The 23,675-nt window shown below is 60.5% G+C and carries 22 protein-coding genes and 3 pseudogenes; 6 read left to right on the top strand and 19 right to left on the bottom strand.

Annotation, left to right across the window (positions count from 1 at the left end; genetic code table 11):
* From FXB38_RS41100 to FXB38_RS41090, 3 genes and pseudogenes are all read left to right on the top strand, one after another.
* Window positions 1-611: hypothetical protein (locus FXB38_RS41100; protein ID WP_246230612.1), on the top strand; the 611-nt coding region annotated here is incomplete at its 5' end.
* Window positions 612-706: 95 nt separating this feature from the next.
* Window positions 707-1,598, top strand: a pseudogene (locus FXB38_RS41095) (IS1380 family transposase); the annotation flags it as partial.
* 511 nt (window positions 1,599-2,109) lie between these two features.
* Window positions 2,110-2,580, top strand: a complete 471-nt coding sequence (locus tag FXB38_RS41090; protein ID WP_148756569.1) for a DUF5658 family protein — start codon at window positions 2,110-2,112, stop codon at window positions 2,578-2,580.
* 108 nt (window positions 2,581-2,688) lie between these two features.
* On the opposite strand, the gene FXB38_RS41085 is transcribed toward FXB38_RS41090, so the two are convergent.
* The 16 genes from FXB38_RS41085 to FXB38_RS41005 form a co-directional block, all read right to left on the bottom strand.
* A complete protein-coding gene (locus FXB38_RS41085) occupies window positions 2,689-3,513 on the bottom strand; it encodes a sterol desaturase family protein (RefSeq protein WP_148756568.1) in 825 nt (274 codons plus the stop codon).
* A gap of 81 nt (window positions 3,514-3,594) precedes the next feature.
* Entirely contained in the window at window positions 3,595-3,924 is a 330-nt protein-coding gene (locus FXB38_RS41080) for a DUF5658 family protein (protein ID WP_246230611.1), read from the bottom strand.
* 620 nt (window positions 3,925-4,544) lie between these two features.
* Window positions 4,545-5,099 carry a tetratricopeptide repeat protein gene (locus FXB38_RS41075; protein WP_246230610.1) on the bottom strand — a complete coding sequence of 185 codons (555 nt, stop codon included), beginning with the start codon at window positions 5,097-5,099 and terminating at the stop codon, window positions 4,545-4,547.
* A 454-nt stretch (window positions 5,100-5,553) separates the two neighbouring features.
* Window positions 5,554-7,182, bottom strand: a complete 1,629-nt coding sequence (locus FXB38_RS41065; RefSeq protein ID WP_148756567.1) for a type II and III secretion system protein family protein — start codon at window positions 7,180-7,182, stop codon at window positions 5,554-5,556.
* A 406-nt stretch (window positions 7,183-7,588) separates the two neighbouring features.
* Entirely contained in the window at window positions 7,589-8,005 is a 417-nt protein-coding gene (locus tag FXB38_RS41060) for a TadE family protein (RefSeq protein WP_246230609.1), read from the bottom strand.
* Window positions 8,005-9,339 (bottom strand): pilus assembly protein TadG-related protein, encoded by a 1,335-nt coding sequence (locus tag FXB38_RS41055; protein WP_148756565.1) that lies wholly within the window; start codon window positions 9,337-9,339, stop codon window positions 8,005-8,007. Before FXB38_RS41055 ends, FXB38_RS41060 begins: the two co-directional genes overlap by 1 nt.
* An 8-nt stretch (window positions 9,340-9,347) precedes the next feature.
* Entirely contained in the window at window positions 9,348-9,800 is a 453-nt protein-coding gene (locus FXB38_RS41050; RefSeq protein WP_246230608.1) for a hypothetical protein, read from the bottom strand.
* Window positions 9,801-9,909: 109 nt separating this feature from the next.
* Complete coding sequence (locus FXB38_RS41045) at window positions 9,910-10,509, bottom strand: methyltransferase family protein (RefSeq protein ID WP_246230607.1); 600 nt, start codon at window positions 10,507-10,509, stop codon at window positions 9,910-9,912.
* 52 nt (window positions 10,510-10,561) lie between these two features.
* The gene (locus FXB38_RS41040; protein WP_246230606.1) at window positions 10,562-11,407 is read right to left on the bottom strand and encodes a type II secretion system F family protein; all 846 of its coding nucleotides are present in this window, start codon (window positions 11,405-11,407) and stop codon (window positions 10,562-10,564) included.
* Between the two features lie 47 nt (window positions 11,408-11,454).
* Window positions 11,455-12,384: a type II secretion system F family protein gene (locus tag FXB38_RS41035; protein WP_148756561.1), complete on the bottom strand. Its 930-nt coding sequence runs from the start codon at window positions 12,382-12,384 to the stop codon at window positions 11,455-11,457.
* Complete coding sequence (locus tag FXB38_RS41030) at window positions 12,384-13,844, bottom strand: TadA family conjugal transfer-associated ATPase (RefSeq protein ID WP_187435509.1); 1,461 nt, start codon at window positions 13,842-13,844, stop codon at window positions 12,384-12,386. Before FXB38_RS41030 ends, FXB38_RS41035 begins: the two co-directional genes overlap by 1 nt.
* Entirely contained in the window at window positions 13,841-15,040 is a 1,200-nt protein-coding gene (locus FXB38_RS41025; protein WP_148756560.1) for a CpaE/TadZ family protein, read from the bottom strand. Before FXB38_RS41025 ends, FXB38_RS41030 begins: the two co-directional genes overlap by 4 nt.
* Window positions 15,040-15,975: a Flp pilus assembly protein CpaB gene (gene cpaB, locus FXB38_RS41020; protein ID WP_246230605.1), complete on the bottom strand. Its 936-nt coding sequence runs from the start codon at window positions 15,973-15,975 to the stop codon at window positions 15,040-15,042. The genes FXB38_RS41025 and cpaB overlap by 1 nt, the downstream gene beginning before the upstream one ends.
* A gap of 31 nt (window positions 15,976-16,006) precedes the next feature.
* Complete coding sequence (locus FXB38_RS41015; protein WP_148756558.1) at window positions 16,007-16,513, bottom strand: A24 family peptidase; 507 nt, start codon at window positions 16,511-16,513, stop codon at window positions 16,007-16,009.
* A gap of 65 nt (window positions 16,514-16,578) precedes the next feature.
* Window positions 16,579-16,788: a hypothetical protein gene (locus FXB38_RS41010; protein WP_148756557.1), complete on the bottom strand. Its 210-nt coding sequence runs from the start codon at window positions 16,786-16,788 to the stop codon at window positions 16,579-16,581.
* Window positions 16,789-16,915: 127 nt separating this feature from the next.
* On the bottom strand, window positions 16,916-17,125 hold the full coding sequence (locus FXB38_RS41005; RefSeq protein ID WP_148756556.1) for a hypothetical protein: 210 nt from the start codon (window positions 17,123-17,125) through the stop codon (window positions 16,916-16,918).
* Between the two features lie 560 nt (window positions 17,126-17,685).
* Here FXB38_RS41005 and FXB38_RS44390 point away from each other — a divergent pair.
* Window positions 17,686-17,889 (top strand): annotated as a pseudogene (locus FXB38_RS44390) (cupin domain-containing protein); the annotation flags it as partial.
* A 57-nt stretch (window positions 17,890-17,946) separates the two neighbouring features.
* Window positions 17,947-19,060 (top strand): IS3 family transposase gene (locus FXB38_RS40995; RefSeq protein ID WP_430640219.1). Its coding sequence is split into 2 segments (ribosomal slippage): window positions 17,947-18,981 and window positions 18,983-19,060, totalling 1,113 coding nucleotides; the frame shifts between segments, so codons are not numbered across the junction.
* On the opposite strand, the gene FXB38_RS40990 is transcribed toward FXB38_RS40995, so the two are convergent.
* The gene (locus tag FXB38_RS40990) at window positions 19,029-19,772 is read right to left on the bottom strand and encodes a tyrosine-type recombinase/integrase (RefSeq protein ID WP_148756555.1); all 744 of its coding nucleotides are present in this window, start codon (window positions 19,770-19,772) and stop codon (window positions 19,029-19,031) included. The two genes, FXB38_RS40995 and FXB38_RS40990, sit on opposite strands and share 32 nt — an antisense overlap.
* A gap of 285 nt (window positions 19,773-20,057) precedes the next feature.
* On the opposite strand from FXB38_RS40990, the pseudogene FXB38_RS40985 reads away from it, so the two are divergent.
* Window positions 20,058-21,445: pseudogene (locus FXB38_RS40985) on the top strand (IS1182 family transposase).
* A gap of 92 nt (window positions 21,446-21,537) precedes the next feature.
* Here FXB38_RS40985 and FXB38_RS40980 read toward each other — a convergent pair.
* Together FXB38_RS40980 and FXB38_RS44990 are read right to left on the bottom strand one after the other, a co-directional pair.
* Entirely contained in the window at window positions 21,538-22,758 is a 1,221-nt protein-coding gene (locus FXB38_RS40980) for a tetratricopeptide repeat protein (protein ID WP_347340273.1), read from the bottom strand.
* The gene (locus FXB38_RS44990) at window positions 22,659-23,327 is read right to left on the bottom strand and encodes an adenylate/guanylate cyclase domain-containing protein (RefSeq protein ID WP_347340272.1); all 669 of its coding nucleotides are present in this window, start codon (window positions 23,325-23,327) and stop codon (window positions 22,659-22,661) included. The genes FXB38_RS40980 and FXB38_RS44990 overlap by 100 nt, the downstream gene beginning before the upstream one ends.
* Between the last annotated feature and the right edge of the window lie 348 nt (window positions 23,328-23,675).

Here is a 23,675-nt window from a genome sequence, read left to right as displayed (position 1 = left end):
AGATGTGTATAAGAGACAGCCTCTCGAGGCTCACGGCACGGATGAAGCATGGGATGAGTATCTGGCGCCGCCACCTCCAGGAGGATGAATCGCCGCAAGACGGCCGCAGTTCCGGCACAAGCGTCGAGCGCGCACTACTCGCTGTGCTGAGCGTTCTCGTCGTCATGAGCTGCGCCAGCGCAGTCGGCGCTCTCATGCAGGTCAAATCCCTGAAATCAGAGCTAGCCACCCTGCAACGCGAGCTGCCTCTGCTCAAAGACCGGATAGCAAGACTCGATGACATCGAAAGAAGCAAAGAAGCCGGAGAGAAAGTGATCGATCAAACAACCCAATCATCGCGAGAAGCTCGCGTTGAACCGGCCCCGCTCATTCTTTCCCGCGAAGAGGTTCAGCTCATCCGCGATTATATCAAGCCGGCGCCCATCGTGGGCTCTTCCACGGCGCCGGTCAGCGTCGGCGATCCCATCACTGGGCCGGCCATCCCCTTTCCATCTCCCATCACGGACAAGGTGCCCAAATTGCTCGGCGCGAAGTTCGCAATCAGAAACGGGACGATCATCATCGTCAGGAAGGACAGTCGTCAGGCTGACGCTGTGCTGCGACCGAACTAGCCGGAAGGCCCTCTAACGCCCTTGCAATACGAATTGGACCCGGCTGCTGGCGAACGATCAAGCTTCCGCTCGAGCCGGGCGAAGGTAGAGCAAGTGCCACCGACGACCCCCTGCACGGGCATCAGGAGGGGCGCTTCTTCCACGGCTATTACGACGGCTACTGCTATCTGCCGCTGTACGTGTTCTGCGGCCGGCATCTGCTGGCGGCCAAGCTGCGGCGCGCCGACATCGACGCCAGCGCGGGCAGCGTCGAGGAGGTTGCCCGGATTGTGCGGCAGATCCGCGCCCGCTGGCCGTTTACGCGCATCGTGCTGCGGGCGGACGGTGGCTTTGCGCGCGAGGCGCTGATGGCGTGGTGCGAGCAGAACCGCGTCGACTATCTGTTCGGCTCGCCCGCAACACGCGCCTGGTCGCCATGATCGAACAGGAGCTTGCCGCGGCGAGAGCCGCGGCCGAGACGACCGGCCGCCCGGCCCGCCGCTTCAAGGACTTCCAGTGGAGCACGCGCGACACCTGGAGCCGTCGGCGCCGCGTCGTCGCCAAGGCGGAGTGGACGCAAGGCGAGACCAATCCGCACTTCGTCGTCACCTCGCTCAAGCGCAGCGCGGTGGGCGCGCGGCAGCTCTATGAGGACATCTACTGCGCCGCGGCGACATGGAGAACCGCATCAAGGAGTGCCAGCTCGACCTCTACGCCGACCGCACCTCGGCCGCCACCATGCGCGCCAACCAGCTGCGGCTGTGGTTCGCCTCGATGGCCTATGTGCTGATCTGCGCCCTGCGGCGCATCGGCCTTGCCGAAACCACCTTTGCGGACGCCACCTGCGGCACCATCCGCCTCAAGCTCCTCAAGATCGGCGCCCTGGTGCGCACCAGTGTCCGCCGCATCAGGATCGCCATGGCCTCGGCCTGCCCAGCCGCTCAGCCGTGGGGACACGCGGCTCGTCGCCTGGCCGAAGCCGCCAAGGCTCGCGCCTCGCCGGCCTGACACGCGACGCTGCGACGCGCCCAATCGGCGGCATCACCAACAAGCCCATCGGAGACACACTCAAAACCAAGTCCACCCCAGCGCCTCCGGCGCCACGATCCTCGTCGCCTTCGCGCCGATCCACCAATGCCCGTCGCAAATCCATTGGCCGTGTGAGAAATGCGGGCTAGCCCTGATATCCCTGAAAAGATCGAAACGATCTGGCCTCCTGTCGTGCCCGCGCGGGGAAATTGACGAACGTTCAATGATTTGCAAGGCAAGCGAGCACCGGCCTCGATTCGCGCGGACAGGCCATGGAAGCCACCGGGCGCGGAAGTTGGCGGTACAGGAATAAGCGCAATGGCATGAACGCCTGTCAGTTAACGGAGATCGGTCAGACCTTTGCGGACGGCGCGCTGAGAAGCTCATTTCCCTGTAAAACCACGGCGAATGGCCAATTGCGGCGCATAAGCCATTTAGGTCATGATCCTTCTCGTTGACCTTCTCCACGCTGCCAGATTGAGCTTATGAGATGAAAGTTTGGATCTCTACGGACACGAGCAAGAACGTCGGCGACCCGCAGCACCTGAAGGTGTTTGCGACCAACGAGGACGCGCAAGCTTGGTTTGAGCAGAACGCCCTCGAGGGCGCTGCATTCGCTTATGAGACTATTGTAACGCCATGCTACAAGCCATCTTCAGCGCCGAAGGCTAAAGCGAATTTGGCTAAGACACTCTTGGTGCTTTCCGTCTTGTTGCTTGGGATCGCCGATCTCTTCACCACAAACGTGATCCTGAATCTCGGTCTACACGAGCTAAACCCATTCATGCACTTTGCTCAGACGTGGCTCGGAGTTTGGTGGCTTATCCCTAAGCTTGCTTTGACGTATTTCATGATGTGGCTGCTTTGGCGCAGCAATAATCCTTACAACATTGCTATCGTGGTGGCGTTCTGCTCTACGCCAGTATTGAACAATCTTGTCATAATCGCGAGCGCGCACTGAGGCATCACGAGGTTCACCCTTGGCGCAGCAAAAGGTTGAGCCAACGGATGAGGGCGGATAGCGCTTGGTTGCCACAGCCGTCGGCCGCCATCTGACGACGATTTCCAGCTAGTCCGCGCAGCGCGTCGGCCGCTCATCTCTCGCGCGATTTGGCGTCGTCTTTTTGTTCGATGCCCATGCGATAAACGGATAGACCAAAAGAGCCAAGTAGTTTGAGGGCATAGGATTATCGACGCCAAATGTCTTCGGCTTCTGCCCCTTCGGAAGATAGACGCTTCCGAACAGCCAATCGTAGAACGAGATCATCCCGGCAAAGTTCTTGTCTCTGGCTTCCTTTTCGCTGCTGTGGTGCCAATGATGAAATTCCGGCGACACCAGGACGTATCGTAGCAGGCCATAGTTCAACCGCACGTTGGCGTGAACGAGATAGGCCTGCCAGGAGTAGACGAGGATATAGGTCCCTATCGCTTCCGTGGAGAAGCCGAGCGCGAAGAGCGGAAACAGTGAGCCAGCCTTCATGAATATCACGTCAAGCGGGTGCTGATGAACCGCAGCGAGCCAGTCTAGTTCTTCAACAGCGTGATGAACGGCATGGATTTGCCACATGGCGGGCACCACATGCAGGATACGGTGAGTCCAGTAGACCCCGAGGTCCCCGATCAAGATCACGAGAACCGCCTGGACCAAGTAAGGAAGACCGTCGATCGCCTGCTTCACTGCCAGTGGAAGCACCGATCGATTGATCACAATGGCCATCGCGACAACAGCGATTACGCCGATCATGATCATCCACCCGTTGACGAACTGGAAGGCCATATCGGTCAGCAGGCCACGTCTGAAAATCTTCTGAGGCCGCGCAGCAAATAGTCGCTCGATCGGAACGAAGATCAAAAGCGTCAACAGAAATCTGCTCAATCCAAATAGCTCGTCCATTCAAATCGCCGCCTTGGAAATGGCGGAAGCCTACCACTTGCCTCCTCAGTCGCCAATCGCTGAAGGGGCGAAGTCGCTCGTTCAGTTCGTGCCCGCAACGATGAGGAGGAGGTTGTTTAGTACGGGCGTCGAGCAGAAAGCCACGACAAGGGCCACGTTGTAAACGTTCTTGCTGCGCCAAAGCAGCCCCACCAGCAGAAGCGTTAAACCGAGCTTGGGAACAAGCCACCACACCCCAAGCCAAGTCTGAGCCAGCCTCATGACCGGGTTCAGTTCGCTCATTCCGAGATCCAGGATCACATTCGTCGTCAGGAGGTCGGCGCAGCCCAGTAACAAGCAGGACAGCAGCAAGAGGGCCTTAACCCTATTCATCTTTAGGCCTTCGAAACTGAAGATGCCTGGCTTGGCCATGTCAAAGGGTCCTGAGGCAACGAGCGGAGCTAAAAGGCACTGCGAAGGATGCAACTGAAGGATGTCTAAGCCACAAAGCTTTATATTTTCTCAAGCTTCGGGCGATTCACCCACGAGACCCCGGGTTGTTCCTCCCCCAACGGCCCGGCTTGAGGACCTATTACGAAGCGAGCGACCTCCGCCCTGCTGCTTGCGCCGCGGAACTCCCGTGGCGCAAGCCGCTGCTATGATCGCTCCTGAACAACGTTGAGATGGCGGGCGAGATGCCGCTTTAACCGTGCTTCACCGCCGCCTGCGACGCGCCGGCGAAGATCGCCCCTGGTCCGCGTTAACCAAACTGCGGGCCCACCAGAAGTTAGTTTTCCTGCAGGCTCGTCTCCGCGCAAAACCGTCAAACCCATATGGTGAAAATGGCTGCTTCAAGCTTCCCGCCGGCTAAGAGAAGACTGCGCATCGCCCATGATCCTCCTCGCTCATCGCTGACGCGGACAAGCGTTCGATCAACCAGGCAACATTCTCGGGGCCAAGCTCGGGCGCTGATCAAGCATCTTGCACGCCACAGTCCAGCAGTCCAGGAAGGCTCGTCAGGATCAAGCTGCTGTCCCGCGAACGCGATCAGGCTACGGCTGGTTGTTCGGCGGCCTCTCGATGAATCTCCGGCTGCCGTTGAGCAGCTCGAGATTGTTGGCGATGACCGGGTTACCCGGGTCGAGCGAATAGGCCTTCTCGAACTTTCGCCGCGCCGCCGTCAGGTTGCCGCGCAGCATGTAGGAGTAGCCCTGATCGTTCAGGATCTGGACGGTCTCGCCGCCGAGGCGGATCGCCTGCGCGTAGGCCTGGTCGGCCAGATCGAAGCGGCGCAACCGGTCATAGCTCGCCGCAAGACCGATCCAAGCTGTCAAATCCTTCGGCGCCTTCTCGACGCCATCCTTGAAATAGCGGTTGGCGATTCCGTAACTGCCGCGATTGAAGTGTTCCAGCCCCATCCGGACAGGTTCGTCAGAACCGTAGTACTTGACATCAGTCGGCTCCTGCACTGGGTCTGGGCCGGCAGGAGCAACGGGTGCAACAACGGCAGCGTCGCGTACGGTTGTTTCCTGCACCGTTTCGCAAGCCGCCAAGGCTGTGGCCAGCAAGGCGCAGGCCAGCCATACAAGAAGGCGCCCCATGAGCATTATCCCCGCCCCACCGCCGGCAACAACTCAACCATTAAACTCATCGGGCGGGGCCTGCGCCTACAATGGCCGCACGCGTGCCTACGTCGACGCTGCCTCCTGCGTCCACAATAGCCGCCGTCGCACCGGCGACCCCCATTGGAGGATGCCCGGTTGCCGGCGTATTTCCGCCGAACGCCGGCAGCGGATCGAACGGTTGGCTACCTCTGCGGTAGCTTTTTATAGCGTTACTCGTCTTCCCCGCATCAACAACGATTCTGCGATCGCCGACACCTCTCGGCCAAGGATGAATCGTGTGGGTGGCGGCGTTGACTTGTTTGGCGTCGCCGGCGCTCAGCGTAATGGTATCAGACCGCTGAAAGTAGCGGTCCATCTCGTCGTTACCGGCCAAGCCGTTGCAAGCCCCAAGCGTGAAGACCGCGAGTAACGTCGTGCATGTCATATCGGTCGTCCCTTAATTGAGTGTCTTGACGACCGGCTGGTCGGTTACAACCGTCGGCGGTGCGGGCAGGCGCGCATCGGGCGCGATGATGTGACCATACGGTCCCTTCAGTTCACCACCGGAACTGACGTAGTCGTTGTAGCGCTTCTTCACTTCCATCTGGCCGTTGAGGAAGAAATCGACGTCATTGGCCGGCATGCGCGAATCCAGCGGCGACGCCAGTTGCTGGCCGGGTGCCGCTGGCGCCACAAGGCGCGGCGTTACGATGATGACGAGATCGGTCTCCTGCTGCTGGTAGGACGAGGAACGAAACAGCGTTCCAAGCACAGGCACCGACCCGATCCAGGGCAATTGCGAGACATCTTGACGATTGCGCGTCTGCAGCAGACCGGCGATGGCAAAACTCTGGCCGTCACGCAACTCGACCGTGGTCCGAGCGTTGCGGCTGCTCAAAGCTGGTATCGTCGTGCCGGCGATCGTTACAGCGTTAGCGAAATCGAGTTCGCTGACAGAGGGCTCGACTCGTAGATTGATCACGCCGCGCGAAAGCACCGTGGGAACGAAGCCCAATTCAACACCGAACGTCTTGAACTGGATAGTGACAGTCGGCACCACCCCGGCAGCGCCCGGCGTCGAGGCCACCGGCACTGGGAATTCACCGCCAGCCAGAAACCGAGCCGATTCACCCGATAGCGCCATCAGGTTTGGCTCCGCAAGGCGACGTACCAGACCCTTCTGCTCCAATGCTGTCACAAGCAAATCGACCGAGGCGCCACTGCTCGTTCGGAGGACGCTAGTGAGGAGACTTCCAAACGGGACAGCGACCCCTCCCGCCGCCGTCGCCGCCAACGTGCCAGCAGTGCCGAGCAGAGGAATCGAGCCGGTAGGCGGGCCCGTGCTTGGCAACGCAACGCGACCGCTGGCGGTATTTATGGAAGTAGGCCCGCCGAGTCCGGTATTGCCAATGTTCGTTCCGCTTGCATTAGCGCCATAGAGGTTCATCCCCAGCTCGCGCCCGGCGGACCGGTTGACCTCGAGGAAGCGGACCTCGAGCATCACCTGCTGTGGCGTCGCCACGTTCATGGCATTGACGACGACGCTGCCCTTCGGAGCGGTGCTGGTCGCAATCGCCATCGCACGCTCCGCAACGACCGAATCGACGGCCGTTCCGCTCACGATCACCTGTCCCTCGGAGGCAGCAACGCGTATACCGCGAGCGCCCGTCGAGGCCTGAATGTTCTGCTGAAGGTTGCCGATGTCGATCGTAACCTCAACGTCGAGGATACCGATCTGTTTCATCGTGGAATCGAGCAGAATGACGTTGGTTGTGCCGGGTTGCTTGCCCTGGATATAAATCTGATGATCGCTCAGCGACTTCACGTCGATGATGTCGGCCGAGCCCGCTACGATGGTGGAAAAAGCCGTCTCGACCCTGAAGGTGCGCGACTTGTTGATCGTCACCCGGACCCGCTGGACGTCGCTCGCTTCGCTGACGAAGACGCCGCCGCTCGGCGGAGCCCGACGGTCTGCGGCCCGTGCGCAGTCGCTGGAATCAAACAAGGCAACCGAAGCGCCAAGAGCTGTCATGCTCAAGGCGACAATCGCGTGTCCCACGCTACCCCAGACGCGACCACCAACCATCCGAATCCCCTGCGCCGCATTTCCGACGGCCAATTCCGTAAATTTACGGCCTCCGACTTCCTGATCACTCTCCTTCGCGCACCACGCCATAGAGCTTACAGTCTGTCCGACTACAAATAGTTACCTTCCAATTCTATTCCCTGGCCCGCCCGAACCGGAGCACGCCCGAACAAGTCCGGACACGCCCCGGAGCCAGGCCGCAAACGGCGGCCCAAGGATCATCCCCCGCCACGCGCCTTGATTGCAAGGAGACACGCCCACCCGGCCGTGGCAATCCGTGAGAAAACTCCCCGATGTTGCCAGCGCGCACCACTTTCGTAGCCCGCTTGGGCTAATCGTCGGCTTATCCGACGGGCCGAGTCCGTTCGGACGCCCGCCGGCGCCGAGCGCCCCAGATCGGAGCACGTCAGAACGGAACCTGGGTGGACACGCTCGGCGCGTTGAAGGACGTGCCCCATACCGGCACCAGCATGGTGAAGCCCGTCTGAGATGCCGTTATGGTCAGTGCGGAGGCTCCAGCCGTCGTGGTCACCGTCGGCGAGAGACCGAGGCTGGAGTTAAACAGGAAGGGAACAATGGCCTGCTTCTCTGGGTCCGACAGATAGTCAGTGGTGCAAGCGGATGGTGATGTGCCCGCGATGACAGCAGGCGTGTAGCAGTTGATGATGTTCGCCCGCGCGCCGGCACTCGCAAGCATGCGCAACGATTGCACCGTGATCGCATATCGTCCGAAATCAAAGATGGCAAAGATCAGAGTGAACAAGGCCCCGCCGACGAGACAAAACTCGAAAGCTGCCACCCCGCGCTGGTCGAGCTTTCTCATCACTGCACCAAACGCACGGTTTGAACGTTCGGCTTTACTGCCCCATCGGACGTACAGTTGGAATTGTCCAGCGTCGTATTGCCCTGGAACTTCACGGCGTAGGCTATGACCTGATAGCAACCGCTAGTGGGGCCATTCGTGCTGTTACCCGAGTACGTGACGGGGCTATTTGGTACGTAGACCGTGCCGTTGAAATAGCTGCTGGAGGAACCAGTGATGCTGACGCCGCCGCTCGTCGTCTCATCATCGTAGATGAGGACATCCTTCAGCAGATACTTCGCCGTTGCCGACAATGCGGACGGACCCGACGGCGACTTCACCGCCGTCAGTTGGATCGTCGGGTTACCGGTGATCGAAAGCGATCCGCCTTTAAAGAATATCAAGGTAGCCGTTCCCGTTATGGTTGGACTGCCATTGATCCTGAGGTTCCCCGTTATATAGTACGTGCCGGTAATACTGATCGTGCCGTTCACCGCCGCAGGCAGCGACGGGTTACCGCTGGTATTAACGCACGCGCCGGCTTCATAAGATACGATTGTCGAGCCGCCGCATGACTTGTTGGGAAAATCACTCGGCACCTTCAACGCCCCGATCGCGGTGGCCAATCCGCTTAACGGATCGGGGATAGGTTGCTGATAGGTTTTCACGTTCGTGCACTGGCTTCCCCCCGTCTGGGAGCAGCCGCCGACCGTGTAGCTCGGCGCATTCACCTGGATGCCGGAATTGCCCTTGAAGCCAATTGCGTTGTCGGCCGTACTGTTCGACGAAATGCCGCAGGTTGGCGACGATACGGTAGGGCTACCCTGGAATGTAACGGGATCTTTCAGCGCCAACACACATGGAGGTTTCGCCAAACTATCAATTTTGGCGATCGCCGTCGCGTTCACATTGATCGTCGATAAGCCAAGCAGTTGAGCCAGGTATGCTGGCTGCTGTTGGCTAACGGTAGCCTGGACGAATGTTGCCCCACCCGCGCTCCACGAGGCCATCTGGACCGACTTCGACACGCCCTGCGGAAGACTTGTAGCACACGTGGAGCCGGAATAGCCGGTGTCGCCTGAATTGCAGAACGAGTTCTGGGCCGCAACTTGCTTACCGCGGTAATCATATGTCTGTGTATTGTTGCAGGTTGTGCCAGGCTGTGGAGCACTGTCGCACGCCAACCGCAAGGCGCCCGAATAGGCGGCTGCATCGGCCGCACTCTGGGCGCGTTGCCTGGTCACATACCAGGACCCGGCTTCACCGCCGAGCGCCATCACTCCGATCAGCGGCACCAGGGCAACCACGGTTGCGAACGCGGCGGACCCTCGACGGCAACGAAGCATGTTACGCATGGGACATCCTATTGAAACCGCTCTGAGTAAGTCAGTGTGAACGAACAGGCATTACCGCTGGTGCTCGTGCACAACGCGGACGTCAGCACGATCGGCGCCAACGTGATCGTTGTTGAGTACACATAATACTTCGCCAGCGAAGGATCGGAGTTTCCTGACGCGCAGACAGCATTGCTGTCGCCGCAAATTAGCGCAATGCTGGGGATCGGAAAGCGGCTATCGGCCTTGGCGAGTGCGGTCGACGCCCAACTGGACGCGTTCGTAACGTCGGGTGGCGGCGAATAAAGGATGGATTGCCCGAACGCGCGTAACGCCGCGAGCGCCGAAACGTACTGGTAGCCGGCGACGGCAAGATCAGCAAGCGGCAGAAGGATTACCATCAGCAGGAAAAGGTAGACGAACGGCATCTCGAACGCGACGGCGCCGCGCTGATCAGCGACCAGAGAACGTTTGCGGCTCACAAGCCCTTTCCGGCGATGCAAATAAGACAGCACGTTAGCACCTTCACAATACGGTTAGACCGTTACCTCGCTAGCGAATGTCCGCGACAATTCTGCCGTTCCCGGCAGATCACCAAACATAAGGTATCAACCTCCAGCGCGACGCCTCGTAACCCGAATATTCCGGACAATTGCGCCGGAGCAGATCTTCTTCGTAGTAGATTCGACATACTTGAACGCCGATGTGCAGCACGAACAGCGTCACCGTCAGCGGCGAAAGGACCTTGAGCACCACGCCGAATATCGCGATCTGCTCCGCCAGATAGAGCGGGTGCTTGATCCATCGGTACGGACCGGTTTGCACCACGGACCGCGCCTGCGGCACCAGGCTGAACGACTTGCCAAGGTGCCTGATCGTGAGGAGCATCATGATCATGCCGGTCAACACGCAAACCGTGGACGCAAGGTTTGGCAACGCCTCGTCGGTCTCACCAAAGAAGCCGATCGCCCATGGCATGTAGGTGCCGACAAATGCCGCTATTCTTGGCAGCCAACCATCCGCGTGCGCCTTGGCCGGTGCCCGGGTCATGACCAGCAACCCGAGCAGCACATAGAAGCTGGCGAGACAAAGGCTCGACAAAAGTGACGGCCAGGGCTCGGAGTGCGATCCGATCTTGATGGCGAAACAAAGCGCCAGCAGCATGAACCAAATGCCGCCGAGCGTCTGCATGGCCCGTTCGTAACCCGACCTATCCGATAAAGTCATGATGCTCATAAATGACCTACTTGAACGCACGAGTGAGATGCAAAAACGGGCTCGCGCCCAGAATGACGAACATGGCCGGAAGCATGAACAGCACCATCGGAATGGTCAGCTTGGCGCCCAGCTTGTGCGCCCGCGCCTCCAGCTTGGTGATGCGCTCGCGACGAAGGTCGACAGCGATACCGCGCAGCGCCGTCCCGAGCGGCGTTCCGTACTGCAGGCTTTGCGCGATCACCGTTCCAAAGCGGCGGAGCCCTTCCGACTTGCTGCCCAGCTTCTCGAAAGCTTCCGTGCGGTTCGGCAATATCCGCAGATCATCGAGCAATCCGCGCAATACCTGGGCCATCTCCGGATTGGTTTGCTTCATCTCCTCTGCCACACGCTCGAGCCCGCCCTCGAGGCCCATTCCCGCCTCGCTGCAAACAACGAGCAGATCGATGGTATCCGGTGTCCCCAGGCGAATGGCCGCATCGAAGCGCCTTTTCAGGAACAGAAGGATCAGACGTGGCCCCATGATCCCGACCACCACCCCGAGCAGCGTGAAGGTCATCACTTCCAGGAATGACTTCCCGAGAAGCTGCGCTGCAAAAAACGCCGCCAGCGGAAACAGGAACATGCTGACCGCTTTGACGCCGATCCAGATCGGCAAAGTTCGATAATGGTTGTAACCCGCCGCCTGAATGATCGTCCGGAGCTGCTCCAGATTTTCCTCCGCGTAGAAGCGCTTGTAGCGAGCGCCGATCGAGGAAAGCCAGCCGATCAGATCCTGCGAGGAGCTCGCGCGGTCGGGGATGCCCAGCACTGCGTTCGACACCCGCGTATCCAGCGCGCGAATATGCACCTCGCGAATGATCAGAATGAACATTGCGGCCGCAACGACTGTGGCAAGGGCCGCAAAACCGAAGACAGCAGTCATAGGGCCGTCTCCCGCTTGATCATCCAGCGTATCACGAAGTGTCCGACGACGACCGATCCGAGCGCGTAGGCCAGCAGCACGTTTCCAGTCGGGTCATAGAACAGCAGATCGATCGACTGCGGATTGATCGCGTACAGCAATCCGCCAATGATGAACGGCGATAGTGAAAGCGCACGCGAAGAGAAGATGACCTCTCCGGCCAGGGCCTTCGCGCGCGCAGCCAACGCAACCCGTTGGCTTACAGTGTCGGCCAGTATCTGCAGGGTCTCCGCCAGGCTGCCCCCTGCCCTCAATTGGACCGCGAGTGTTACTGCAAACATGGCGTATTCGGGAACCAGCGTTCGCTGATAGATTCCTTCGACAGCCTCTTCCGGAGCCGTCCCCATTGCCAACTCGCTGCAGACGATCTTGAACTGGCCGGATGTTGGCTCCGGCATCTCCCGCGCGATGGCGCGAAAGGCTTCGTTGACCGGCAATCCCGACCGAACGGTGCTGGTTACCAACTGGATTGCGTCGGGAAGCTGGCGGAAGACCTGATTGATGAAACGACTTCGCTGCCATCCGAACACGCCCCGCACCGCCAGCAGGGCCACGCCAGCAGCAATGATCGACACCACGGACGCTGACCATTCCAGCAAGCGATGATTGGCGTAAACGAGCAGACCTGCGGCCAACGCGCCGGCCAGAAACACATAGGCCGGATGCAAAACGTAAACGATGTCGGCCTGATAATTGACGATGCGATGGAGCATATCCCAACGCGAGGCCTTGGCCGCGCGACGGATGGACACCAAGGTTGCCGCTTCGGACGTCGGCAGGGCAATCTCGATCTGGCGCTCCATCCGCCGCTGTCGCGAGTCGAGCCACAGCGTGGTGATCGTCGCACACAACAGAAGCGCCAGAACGATGATCAGGGCCGTCGACATCAGATCTGCCTCATCCCTTCGGCCCAGGCCCGCTCAAGCCCGTAATAGGTGAGGCGACTTTTGAATTTCGGGACTGCCTGGGTGGACCGATAGGTGCCCGATATCCGGCCGTGAACGTCCTCGTCCTTGTACTCGAACAGCGCGATGTCGTTGGTGGTGATCACCTCCCCTTCCAGGCCGATCACCTCGGTGATCTGGATGATCCGACGCTGTCCGTCCCGCATGCGTTCGACCTGCACGATGATATCCAGGGCGGCGACGATCTGTGCGCGGATTGCGCGCGATGGCAGATTGACCTGGCCCATCTGCACCATGTTCTCGACGCGCGTCAGCGCATCGCGCGCACTGTTGGCATGTACCGTCGAGATCGATCCATCATGGCCGGTGTTCATCGCCTGCAGCATGTCGAATGCTTCGGCGCCGCGCACCTCGCCCACAACGATGCGATCCGGGCGCATACGCAGGGCGTTCCACAACAGATCGCGCTGCGTGACCTGCCCTGTACCCTCGAGGCTGGGCGGCCGCGTCTCCAGGCTGATCACGTGCGGTTGCTGCAGTTGCAGCTCAGCGGCGTCCTCGATCGTGACGATGCGTTCGCTGTGGTCGATGAACTGGCTAAGGGCGTTCAGCAGTGTCGTCTTGCCCGACCCCGTGCCGCCGGAGACCAGAACATTGAGCCGGCAGCGAGAGGCAATTTCCAACAGCTGCCCGAGAGCGGGGGTCATCGATCCGTTCGCGATCATTCCACTGATGTTCAATCGCCGGCTTGGAAATTTTCGGATCGAGATGCAGGGACTGTGGATGGCCAGCGGCGGCAGGATGATGTTGACGCGGCTGCCGTCCGGCAGGCGGCAATCCACCATCGGGCTGGATTCGTCGACGCGCCGGCCGACCTGCGCAGCAATCTTTTGCGCGACCGCGGCAATATGTTCGTTGTCACGAAACCGCACCGCGATCCGCTCCAGCTTGCCGCTCCGTTCGACGTAGACGTTGCTCGGCCCGTTGATCATGATGTCGTTGATGGTCTGATCGAGCAGAAGCGGACGAAGCGGCCCGTAGCCGGTCATGTCATCCGCTATTTCTTCCGCCAACAGCAGCTGCTCGCGACCTGACAGTTCCAGCCGTTCCTGGTTGGCGATGCCGTGAATGATTTCCTCGATCTGCCGCCGAAGGACCTCGCGCGAGACCGACGCGGCTGCCGCCGGCTCGATCTGCTCGATAACCCGCTCGCGCAACGACGCCGACATCGCCGGAAGATGTGCCAGAGGTTCCTCGCACTTCGGCATTGATGTGGGTAGCGGGGGAGGCTCCGCATTCGGCGCCGATGCCGCCGCGCCTGGCGCAGTTGGCGATGTGGCGAGCAGCACCGGCGGCTCGCCGGGCGCCACCGTCGGCGCCCCCGCCATCAGTGTGGGCAAACGTAGTGGTGTGTCGTCTGCGCGCCTGCCGAACTTTTTCATAGCCCGAGCCATTTCCGCCACCGCCCCTTTTGCTTGGAGCCAACACCGGTGATTTCCCGGACGATCGGAGCGAGGTGACGCCGCAGTGCGGATACATGCTTGAGAGCCGGAATCCCGAGGTTGACGGCCTGGGTCATGCCCTTGCCGAGATCGGGGATCACCATGTCCGGCTCCGCACCAAGCGCCTTGACGATCGTCGCCCTGGGCAGGCCGCCGGCGCGATTTGCGCGATTGAGCAGAGTAAAGACCCGATCCTTGCCTGCGATGTTGGTGACGGCGTTGCGCAGCGCATGGGCATTGCGCAAACCGGTTACCTCCGCTTCCAGCAGAACCAGCACATGACGGGACATCGTAATGACCGGATAGATCGATGCCGGGAACGGCACCGGCACATCGACGACGACGTAGTTGAACCGCTGACGGAGCAGGCCCAGCACGTGCCGCACGCCCGCCTCGGTGATATCGAGCTTGGCATCGAGGTCTTCGTCGCCCGAAATCAGGAAAACCCGATCGTTCACCTCGATCGCCGCCCGTTCGAGGAACAGCGTGTCGGCCCGCATCGGATTTTCTAGGGCAATGCGCAGCCCAGGTCCTGGGCGAACACCGAGCATCACCGCGGTCTCGCCGCCCTGCAGATGGAGGTCGAGCAGCGCCACCTTGGCCTTGGTGGTCTCGGCCAGTTGCAGCGCGAGGTTGATGGCGATGCTGGTAGCTCCGGCGCCGCCCTGTGCACCGCAAATCGACACCACATGCCCGCCGCGGTCATTATGAGCTGGCGCGACGTCGCCAAGCAGTTTCGGGCGGAGTTGGTCCAGCACCATATCCCGGGTGATCGGCGTTGGAAGATACTCTGTAACGCCGGTCTCCATCAGTTCCCGGTAGAAGTTGATCTCCCTGTTGTCGCCGATCAGGCACACCCGGACATCGGGCGGGCAGACGCTCGCCAGACGTTCCAGTTCAGTGAACGGATCATCGATCCCGCTGATGTCGGTCACCAGCGCGGTCAGGTCCGTGTCGGTCTCAAGCATACGCGTCGCATGCCGGATGGTGCCACGCCGGATTACCAGGTTGCTGCCTTCGAGGCCCTTGCGAAGGGCCGCAGCGCTCAACTCGTCGTTCACGAAGCAAACGATGCGGTTACGCGTGAGAACGGACGTCGTCTCTTCGGGCGATTCCACCACTGCCATGACACTCATTAACGTTTCTCCGGCCCCTTGCTGGCGTCACCCACAACTGCTGTCGTCTGACGGTCAGCCTCCGGCGAGCCGTCGCAGTTCGCAAGGGCGTCGTCGTCGAGATCCTGCTTCCTGACCGAGTATTGCTTGACTTCGCTGCCCGTGTAGATCGCGACCATCGTGCTCTGGCCGGCAACGGCACTTTGGCGAGCCAGTTCGGGCGACACATCGCAGCTCGATGTCGCACCCGTGTCGGCCTTGTCCCACTGCTCGACCGCAGCCCGGATGACGAGCGAGAGCGTTCCAAGCTGCTTTGCGACGGAGACCTTCTTGACCTGATCCGGCTTGAGCTCCAGCGAGACGGTTTGCGCAGTCTTGCCCACGACGGCATTGCTGACGGGCCGCCCGCCCTGCGCAATTTCCTGATCGATCGCGATCACACGCACATTGGACAGAACTGTTTCGCTCACCGCCCTCCGCGCCAGATTCGCCTTCTCGAAGACCTGGGTCAGCACCACGTCAACGTTGTCGCCCGGCCTGATCAACCCCGAGACACCGGTCTCCTCATCGACCTTGATGCTGATCGCGCGGCTGTCCGGCGCCAGAACGCTGGCGAGGAAGCCACGATCCTTCGGACGCAGGATGTCCTCCAGGGTAATGGGGCTGCCGGCTTCGACGAACTTGCGAACCAGAGAACCTGGAAGTCCGGCCTTGGAATCAGGCGTTTCGAGGATCGCCCCTGCGGGGACACGGTTCGGCGCCGCCTGGCGTACTGCGAAATCCTCGTCTCGCGCCAATGTTCCCTTCGAAAGCGCTCGTGTCGTAACAAAGTAACCGACGGTCGCTGGCGACGCCGGCCGCTTTTCCGCGACCACCTCCGCAACAACCGGGTCTTTCGCCTGGTTCACGTTATAGGCGATGAGCCCGAGCGCCGTAGCCGCAAGCAACAGCACCATGATGATGGAGACACGCAATGCGGACGACATGTCATAATCCTTTGCTCAAAATGGTCCAGATACCGCCGCATGCAATCGCAACGCCGTAAGGCAGCGGTGCATGTCGCAAATGACGCCAACGCTCTATCGCGTAGACGCGGCGCACGAGCGACGATCCGGCCGGCGCCAGCTTCGGATGTGGCAGGCGTCGCATCGTCAGATGCACCACGGCTAAAGCGCCGCCGGCCAATGCAGTTGCCGTCAACAGCTCAATCACGCCGGTCAAGGGCAAACCGATCGCCAAGGCAACCAGCAATTTGACATCGCCGCCGCCGATCATTCCGCGCTGATAGATCACGAAGAGCACCAGAAACAGGATTGCGGCGACGATCAGCGACTGGCCGATCTGCATCGGGCTGGCCAATTGACCAGCGATCCCAAGGAGCGCCAGCGCCAGACAGATTTCGTTTCGGATCAGTCGCGTCGCGATATCGATCGTTGCGACATACAGCAACAATGCGATTTCCAGACACGAGGTCGTGGACGCAATCCAGCTCATGAAAATTCTGCCTCAGACGAGACGGGAGCACGCTGCAATGCCCCGTCGTCAGACGGTCATCTGCGTCAAGCGGCAGCAGTGACAGCGGCGGTGATCTTGCCGATCGCAGTCGCGAGCGCCGCGCCGATGCCGGTTGTAGCGTCCGTGCCGAACGCAGCGGCAACGGCGCCGACGATGCAGGCGGCGACGATCACGTACTCGAACGACACAACGCCGTCCTTGTCCGTGCGCAGAAGTGCCAAGGCTACTTTCGCTTTGATGTAATACTTCAACATCGGGGCAAATCCTTGCTTCGAGAATGAATGATGCGAATAGTTCTGGTGCGCCGCTGGCAGAAAAAGCTGCCAACGGCGTCGGGTTGCAAACGGGTCCAGAGGAAGCCTCTCGGATGCAGGCGGCCGATTAGGCGGCTGCGGTTACCGCGGCCGTGATCTTTGTGATCGCAGCCGTCAGCGCAGCCTGGATGCCACCGGCACCAGTCGTGCCGAACGCCGCAGCAACGGCGCCGACGATGCAAGCGGCGACGATCACGTACTCGAACGACACAACGCCGTTCGAGTCCGTGCGCAGCTGCTTCAGGGCTTCGGTGGTCTTGATGTAGCAATTCAACATTGTACAAATTCCCTCTTACTAAGACTGATTTACTAGCAGCAATGTCGGCATTCAAATTTACGAGGTTGACAGGTAAATTTGCAGCCAACTGTCGGTACCTTAAATCATTCTCAATGAGATTGTCATCCGGTAATCGTTCGTTAACCCTACTAGCGCGGGCATTCCTTGGTTTCTGAAGGTAATCCGAAATCATTAGCGGCAGGCGAGAGCCCGTAAAAATGCGGCCGAACGCTACGGCGATACCGGCGCGCGTCGGCAGGTCGAGCCGCGCTCATTGAAGGTGTAGGGAGAATCGAGCCTGACGGGCCGACTTCTTTTGTGACAGCCGCCACCCTCGCACCCGGAAAAGGCACGTCTCTACTAGACGCAGTGTCGGACGTAGCAACCGCCGCTCACGCGTATCCACTGGCAGCGGCTGGGCGGAGGCTTCTTGACGACGGCCCAGCCATGATAATCGATGTTGGTTGGCGCGGTCAGGCCGCGCCAGAACACCGCGTGGGCGTCGGAGGTACTCTGTGAGTGCCGAGACGGCGGGCTCGCAGATCGTCTGGCTCGGCTTGATGACGCTGCCACCCGGCGCACGCACCAAAGCTCATGTCCACGAACACCATGAGGCGGCGCTCTACATGATAAGCGGCGATGCGCTTGAGTTATGGACTGGCGATGATCTTGAACATACCAATGCTATTCGGCCCGGCGACTACATCTACATCCCGCCAAACGTGCTTCACGTGGCAGTGAATCGCGGCACCACACCCGCTGTCGTCTTGGGCTCACGCAACGAGGCGACGGCGCAGAAGAGCCTTATCTTGCGCCCAGAGATGGATGCACGCCGGAACCACACACCGGCCTTCAAGGCGAAGGTGGCGCTTGCCGCCGTCAAGGGCGACCGGACGATAGCTCAGCTTGCCGAGCAGTTTGACGTCCACCCCAATCAGATTACGGCGTGGAAGGCGCAGCTGGAGGGTGGCGCTTCCGGAGTTTTTGGACTTGGCGGCGCTGCACCGGCCACGCCTGCGATCGATGTGAAGTCGCTGCATGCCAAACGGGGAGCTCACGCTGGAGAACGTTTTTTTAGAAGGAGCGCTCACCAAGGCGGGATTGCTGAGCGCAAGGCGATGATCGAACGTGAGCACGATCTGTCGATCACCAGGCAGGCGGAAGTTTTGCAGATCAGCCGCGGCAGCGTTTATTACCTGTCGCGCCCGGTGCCGGACGCCGATCTCGCGATCATGCGGCGTCTCGACCGGCTGCATCTGGAGTTTCCCTTCGCCGGTTCGCGCATGCTGAGAGGCCTGCTGGCTGCCGAGGGGTGCAAGATCGGCCGTCGGCATGTGAAGAGGCTGATGCGGCGGATGGGGATAGAGGCGCTCTATCGCCGTCCGCGCACCACCAGGCCAGAGCCCGGCCACAAGATCCATCCGTACCTGCTGCGCGGCATGGAGATCACGCGGCCGAACCAGGTCTGGGCGATGGACATCATCTACATCCCGATGGCGAGTGGCTTCGTTTATCTCGCCGCGGTGCTGGACTGGGCGACCCGCCGTGTTCTGTCATGGCGGCTGTCGATCACCATGGAAGCAGCCTTCTGCATCGAGACGCTGGAGGACGCCTTGGCTCGTCACGGCAAGCCGGACATCTTCAACACGGATCAGGGCGCGCAGTTCACCGGACAGGCTTTTACCGGCGCGCTCGCCGACAACGGCATCGCAATCAGCATGGACGGTAAGGGCGCATGGCGGGACAACGTGTTCGTCGAACGGCTCTGGCGCAGCATCAAATACGAGGAGGTGTACCTGCGGGCCCATGACAGCGTCGGCGAGGCGCGCAGCTCGATCGGCCGATATCTCGACCAGGCGTCCCCATTCGAGCCGTGACGGCAGCGCGCCGGATCAAGCCTACTTCACCCCGCTGCCATTCCGCATGGCAGCCTAACCCCGGCAGAGGCTCCACTTATCGACGCGGAAATTCTGTTCAGACAACCGGGACCAGCGCTAATGCTCCATTGGGAAGCAATGGATGCCATCGCTGCAGGGCATGAGAAAATGAAAACAACCGCGCGAGAATTCGTAGTAGCCATAGTTGCGGTCCTTTTGATTGGCAGTGTAAAGGCGCGCGACTTGGATGGCCGAGAGAGCATCGCGTGGCGATCCTTGCGGCCTTTGCCTTGCTCGACGCGCAGCATCATGCGCTCGGAATCGACATCGGATACCTTCAGCGAGACGACCTCGGAAACACGCAGCCCCGCACCGTAGGCGACACTGAGCGCCGCCTTGTGCTTGACGCTCGGCGCCGCCTCCAGAACGCGCGCAACCTCTTCGGGGCTGAGGACAACCGGAACCTTGCGGGGCTCGCGGATGAACGACAGGTGCTTGGCGAGGTCAGGGCGATCCAGCGTCACATTGAAGAAGAAGCGCAGCGCCGAGACGGTGGCGTTGATCTTTGGCGCGCCGGCACCGCTCGACGCCAGATGCAGCCGAAAGCCGCGCACGTCTTCCGATTTTGCCGTGTCGGGAGAGCGGCCGAGGAACACCGCGAAATCCTTGACCCTTTGTACGTAGTCATGTTGGGTCTTTGGAACGAACTTGCGGATCGCCATGTCTTCGATCATGCGCTGGCGCAACGGGCTGATGCCCTGCTTGGTCATTGGGGATGCTCCTGTCTTGAGTGAGGTTGTCGAAACCCCTCAATCTCAAGACAGGACGCCCCGTTGCGCTATCGTCTTGGCTGTGCCGCCGGCCGCAGCGCCCTACCGCGCGAGCGGTTTAGTCCTTTGGCCCGAAGGCGAAGATCGCCATGGTGTCCGGCACGTCGGCGGTCGAGGCTAGACCGGACATCGGGAAGCCGCGAGCAAATCGACGCGAATGACCCTGGCTGTGTGAAAACGCCTCTGCTTTGCTATGATTCCCTCGTGATTCTGCGGGGGAAGCTGATGAGGCGCTTCGTTGAGCAGGTGGATCGTGGGCAGTGGACGCTATTGCCCGAATGCCTCGATGATTTCATTGACGGGGGCAACCCTGTTCGCGTGATCGACGTGTTTGTCGATGCGCTCGATTTGGCTGCGATGAGCTTTGAGAGAGTGGAGCCGGCGGCGACTGGTCGGCCATCGTACCATCCCTCGGTTCTCCTCAAGCTTTACATTTACGGCTATCTGAACCGGGTGCAGTCGAGCCGGCGGCTCGAACGCGAGGCCGGACGCAATATCGAGGTCATGCGGCTGCTGGGTCGGCTCGCACCGGATCACAAGACGATCGCGGACTTCCGCAAAGACAATGGCCTAGCGCTGCGCAGGGTATGTGCGCGCTTCGTCGAACTCTGTCGTGAGATGGGCCTCCTGGCGACGGCGAGTGTTGCCATCGATGGCAGCAAGTTCAAAGCCGTGACAACCGCGACAAGAATTTCACGCGGGCGAAGGTGGAACGGCGGCGTGCCCAACTGGAGGAAAGCGTCTCGCGCTATCTGACACGGCCGACCGGCAAGAGCCGACGGAGGCACTGGCCGCGAAGGCGACGAGGCTTACCGAGAAACTGACGAAGCTGAAGGAGGAAATGGGCAAGCTTGCCGCTTACGAGATGCAGATGCTTGCTTCGCCTGACCAGCAAATCTCACTGACCGATCCCGACAGCCGTTCGATGGCGACGAGCGGGCGCGGTTCCGGCGTCGTTGGCTACAATGTGCAGGTCGCCGTAGATACCGAGCACCGAACAGCGGCTTGGATCTGGCTCAACTGGCCAATGTGGCCAGGCAGGCGAAGGCTGTTCCCAAGACCGCGTTGCCGATCGCAGCTACTTCAGCAGCCTGGAAATCCTCGCGGCCACGAGGCCGGCATCATCGTGACTCTGCCCAAGCCGCAGACGTCGGGTGCCAAGTCGGATGGCCGCTTCGGCAAGCAGGACTTTGTCTATTTGCCGGAGGAAGACGCCTATCGCTGTCCGGCTGGGGAGCAACTGCCGTATCGCTTTACGAACGAGGAAGATGGCAAGCGGATAAGGCGCTACTGGACCACAGCCTGTCAAAAAATGTTCGCTCAAATCGCAATGCACGACAGGGCCGGAGCGACGGATTCCACGATGAGAGCATGAGCATCTGCTCGAAGCTGTGCAGCAGCGCCTTGATGCAAACGCACAAGCCATGCGCGTGCATCGCGAGACGGTCGAGCATCCGTTCGGCACCATGAAGGCCCGCATGGGAGCGACACACTTCACCAAAACGCTTCCGAAAGTAGCCGCCGAGATGGCTCTCTCGGTCCTGGCCTATATCCTGACACGGGCTATGAACATCGTCGGGACCAAGCCGCTGATGGCCGCGATCGCGGCCTGAGACCGAACCGTTCCTGGCTTCTCACCGCCCTCCCGCGAAGGTGTTTTTACACGACCAAGACCCGAAGCTGACATGACCCTCTCCGCTGGAGCTTACCCCTGCGGAACCCCGGCCAGGCGCATGCCTTCATAGATGCGCTCGCGCCCGGCGAGGTACGTCGGATGGTCGCTCACGGCGAAGGCGCGGAAGCGGCGGATGTTGAAGTTCGGATCGAGCGTCATTCCTGCTTGTACGGCAACCCGCGCTTGGTCCAGCGCGCCGAGGCGCGCCAAAGCAGCGGCAAGACAGAAATGCACGACGGAGTAGTTCCGGTTTGCGTCGAGGCACCGGCGCAGCCAGTCGACCGCTTCGGCATCACGGTTGAGCTGCATCTTGGCGAAGCCGATCCACGCCAACCATCGGGAGGCCAAGGTATCGCGAGGAGAAAGGCGGAATGCCTCTTGAACGTGTATTTCGGTTTCCTCGGCACGGCCGAGAAAATACTTGGCAAACCCGATGAGCGCATGGGCGTTGGCAAAATTTCGATCCAGCGCCAACGTCTGTTCGAATTCACCAATGCCTTGATCCGCTCGTTTCGTAAACATTTGCACGCAGCCCAAGGTCAGATGGGCTAAAGCGTGGTTCGGCGCGAGGGAAAGTGCTCTGATCGAGGCCGACTCGGCTGCCGCAAACCGCGCGGTCCCGTCGTCTGTCATAGCCAGTGCTCCAACGGTCGCATCGACAGTCGCCATGCCGACCATTGCTTCGACGTTGCGGGGATCGAGCTCCAGGGCACGCTCGAAGAACCCACGTGCTTGCGTCAAGTGTTCGGGGGCTACCCCCTTGTAAAGGTAAGCCCTGCCCTGGAACTCCAAGTCCATTGCATCAGGATGTAGCGTGCGCTCCGCGCGTGTTGCCTCGGCCGCGACGAGCTGGGCTCTAAGCGTGTTGGCAATCCTCGATATGATTTCGTCCTGCATATCGAAGAGGTCGGCGACCGGCTTGTCGAACCGCTCTGCCCATAAGTGATTGCCGGTTCGGGCGTCGATTAGCTTCACGTTCACCCTCAATCGCTTGTCAGCTCGCTGCACTGAGCCTCCGAGCACATAGCGGACGTTTAACTCCCGCCCGACCTGTTTCACATCGACGGCCTTGCCCTTGAAAGTGAACGCGGTGTTGCGGGCGATGACGAATGAGCCGGTGATGCGGGACAAGTCAGTGGTCAAGCTTTCGGTTACACCATCGACGAAGTAGTCTTGCGCAGGATCACCGCCGAGGTTGGCAAACGGCAGCACAACGATGGAAAGATGAGGCGGTGAAAGCAGGCCCGGCACCGCGCGCGCGGTCTCTGTCGCCGAGCTAGGCCCATCCGGACGACAGCGTAGGCCCGGACCGGGCGGGCAATATTTTTAAGGTTCTGCTCACCCAGGTCAGCAAATTCAACAGCGACCTTGCCGCGGACATGATCATAGACGGCGGACGAGATGCAGATACCGCCCGGTTCTGTAATGCTCTCAAGACGAGCGGCAATGTTCACGCCGTCCCCAAAGATATCGTGAGGTTCGACAATTACGTCGCCAATATTGATGCCCACGCGGAAAGCAATAAGCCTGTCCTCCACGTCGGCGATGGTCAGTTCACGAATGCGAGTCTGGAACTGCATAGCAGCCCGAACTGCTTCGACAGCGCTGGGAAATTCCGCCAAGAATCCGTTGCCGGTGTTCTTGACGATGCGGCCGCCGTGTTCCGCAATCGCGGGTTCAACACCGCCCGCGAGGAGCACTTTCAGTTTGGCGTGCGTAGCCTCTTCATCGCTGTGCATGAGCCGCGAGTAACCAGCCACGTCGGCCGCCAATATCGCGGACAACCTGCGCTCTACTCTGACCGGCCCCTCCTGCACCATGGCTCTCAACCCAACTGACGAGACATTGTACGACGGATCGGGTGACCGGGCCACACTGCTAATGTCGCCTGTTGTGAAGGGCTTCGGATGCCGGCCCCATGACGGTGTTGCCGCGCACACGAGGGGCCGGCGTCCGAAAGCCTCCAAAGGAGGAAACCGCGCTGGGGGGACGTAGGACGATGCCGCGCGATCGAGCTAGTCGCGTCAAACAACCTTCAGACGATCAGGACGATCGCCTATGGGGATTTAATGTTTGGCGGCACCTGTACTTTCAATGGCTTGGCTATAGCAAAAATACCACACCACACAATCTAAACCTGAGCTCCTCGATATTCGAAGGCCATGAGG

This window comes from Bradyrhizobium cytisi (assembly GCF_008123515.1).
Taxonomy (GTDB): Bacteria; Pseudomonadota; Alphaproteobacteria; order Rhizobiales; family Xanthobacteraceae; genus Bradyrhizobium; species Bradyrhizobium cytisi.
This window is presented reverse-complemented; position numbering and strand designations above follow the sequence as displayed.

Excerpts from the sequence above, each read along its gene's own strand:
- FXB38_RS41090 (WP_148756569.1), top strand. The coding sequence starts at position 2,110 with ATGAAAGTTTGGATCTCTACGGACACGAGCAAGAACGTCGGCGACCCG.
- FXB38_RS41085 (WP_148756568.1), bottom strand. The coding sequence starts at position 3,513 with ATGGACGAGCTATTTGGATTGAGCAGATTTCTGTTGACGCTTTTGATC.
- FXB38_RS41080 (WP_246230611.1), bottom strand. The coding sequence starts at position 3,924 with ATGGCCAAGCCAGGCATCTTCAGTTTCGAAGGCCTAAAGATGAATAGG.
- FXB38_RS41075 (WP_246230610.1), bottom strand. The coding sequence starts at position 5,099 with ATGCTCATGGGGCGCCTTCTTGTATGGCTGGCCTGCGCCTTGCTGGCC.
- FXB38_RS41065 (WP_148756567.1), bottom strand. The coding sequence starts at position 7,182 with ATGGTTGGTGGTCGCGTCTGGGGTAGCGTGGGACACGCGATTGTCGCC.
- FXB38_RS41060 (WP_246230609.1), bottom strand. The coding sequence starts at position 8,005 with ATGAGAAAGCTCGACCAGCGCGGGGTGGCAGCTTTCGAGTTTTGTCTC.
- FXB38_RS41055 (WP_148756565.1), bottom strand. The coding sequence starts at position 9,339 with ATGCGTAACATGCTTCGTTGCCGTCGAGGGTCCGCCGCGTTCGCAACC.
- FXB38_RS41045 (WP_246230607.1), bottom strand. The coding sequence starts at position 10,509 with ATGCAGACGCTCGGCGGCATTTGGTTCATGCTGCTGGCGCTTTGTTTC.
- FXB38_RS41040 (WP_246230606.1), bottom strand. The coding sequence starts at position 11,407 with ATGTTCATTCTGATCATTCGCGAGGTGCATATTCGCGCGCTGGATACG.
- FXB38_RS41035 (WP_148756561.1), bottom strand. The coding sequence starts at position 12,384 with ATGTCGACGGCCCTGATCATCGTTCTGGCGCTTCTGTTGTGTGCGACG.
- FXB38_RS41030 (WP_187435509.1), bottom strand. The coding sequence starts at position 13,844 with ATGAAAAAGTTCGGCAGGCGCGCAGACGACACACCACTACGTTTGCCC.
- FXB38_RS41025 (WP_148756560.1), bottom strand. The coding sequence starts at position 15,040 with ATGAGTGTCATGGCAGTGGTGGAATCGCCCGAAGAGACGACGTCCGTT.
- cpaB (WP_246230605.1), bottom strand. The coding sequence starts at position 15,975 with ATGGTGCTGTTGCTTGCGGCTACGGCGCTCGGGCTCATCGCCTATAAC.
- FXB38_RS41015 (WP_148756558.1), bottom strand. The coding sequence starts at position 16,513 with ATGAGCTGGATTGCGTCCACGACCTCGTGTCTGGAAATCGCATTGTTG.
- FXB38_RS41010 (WP_148756557.1), bottom strand. The coding sequence starts at position 16,788 with ATGTTGAAGTATTACATCAAAGCGAAAGTAGCCTTGGCACTTCTGCGC.
- FXB38_RS41005 (WP_148756556.1), bottom strand. The coding sequence starts at position 17,125 with ATGTTGAATTGCTACATCAAGACCACCGAAGCCCTGAAGCAGCTGCGC.
- FXB38_RS40990 (WP_148756555.1), bottom strand. The coding sequence starts at position 19,772 with ATGACCAAGCAGGGCATCAGCCCGTTGCGCCAGCGCATGATCGAAGAC.
- FXB38_RS44990 (WP_347340272.1), bottom strand. The coding sequence starts at position 23,327 with ATGGTGCAGGAGGGGCCGGTCAGAGTAGAGCGCAGGTTGTCCGCGATA.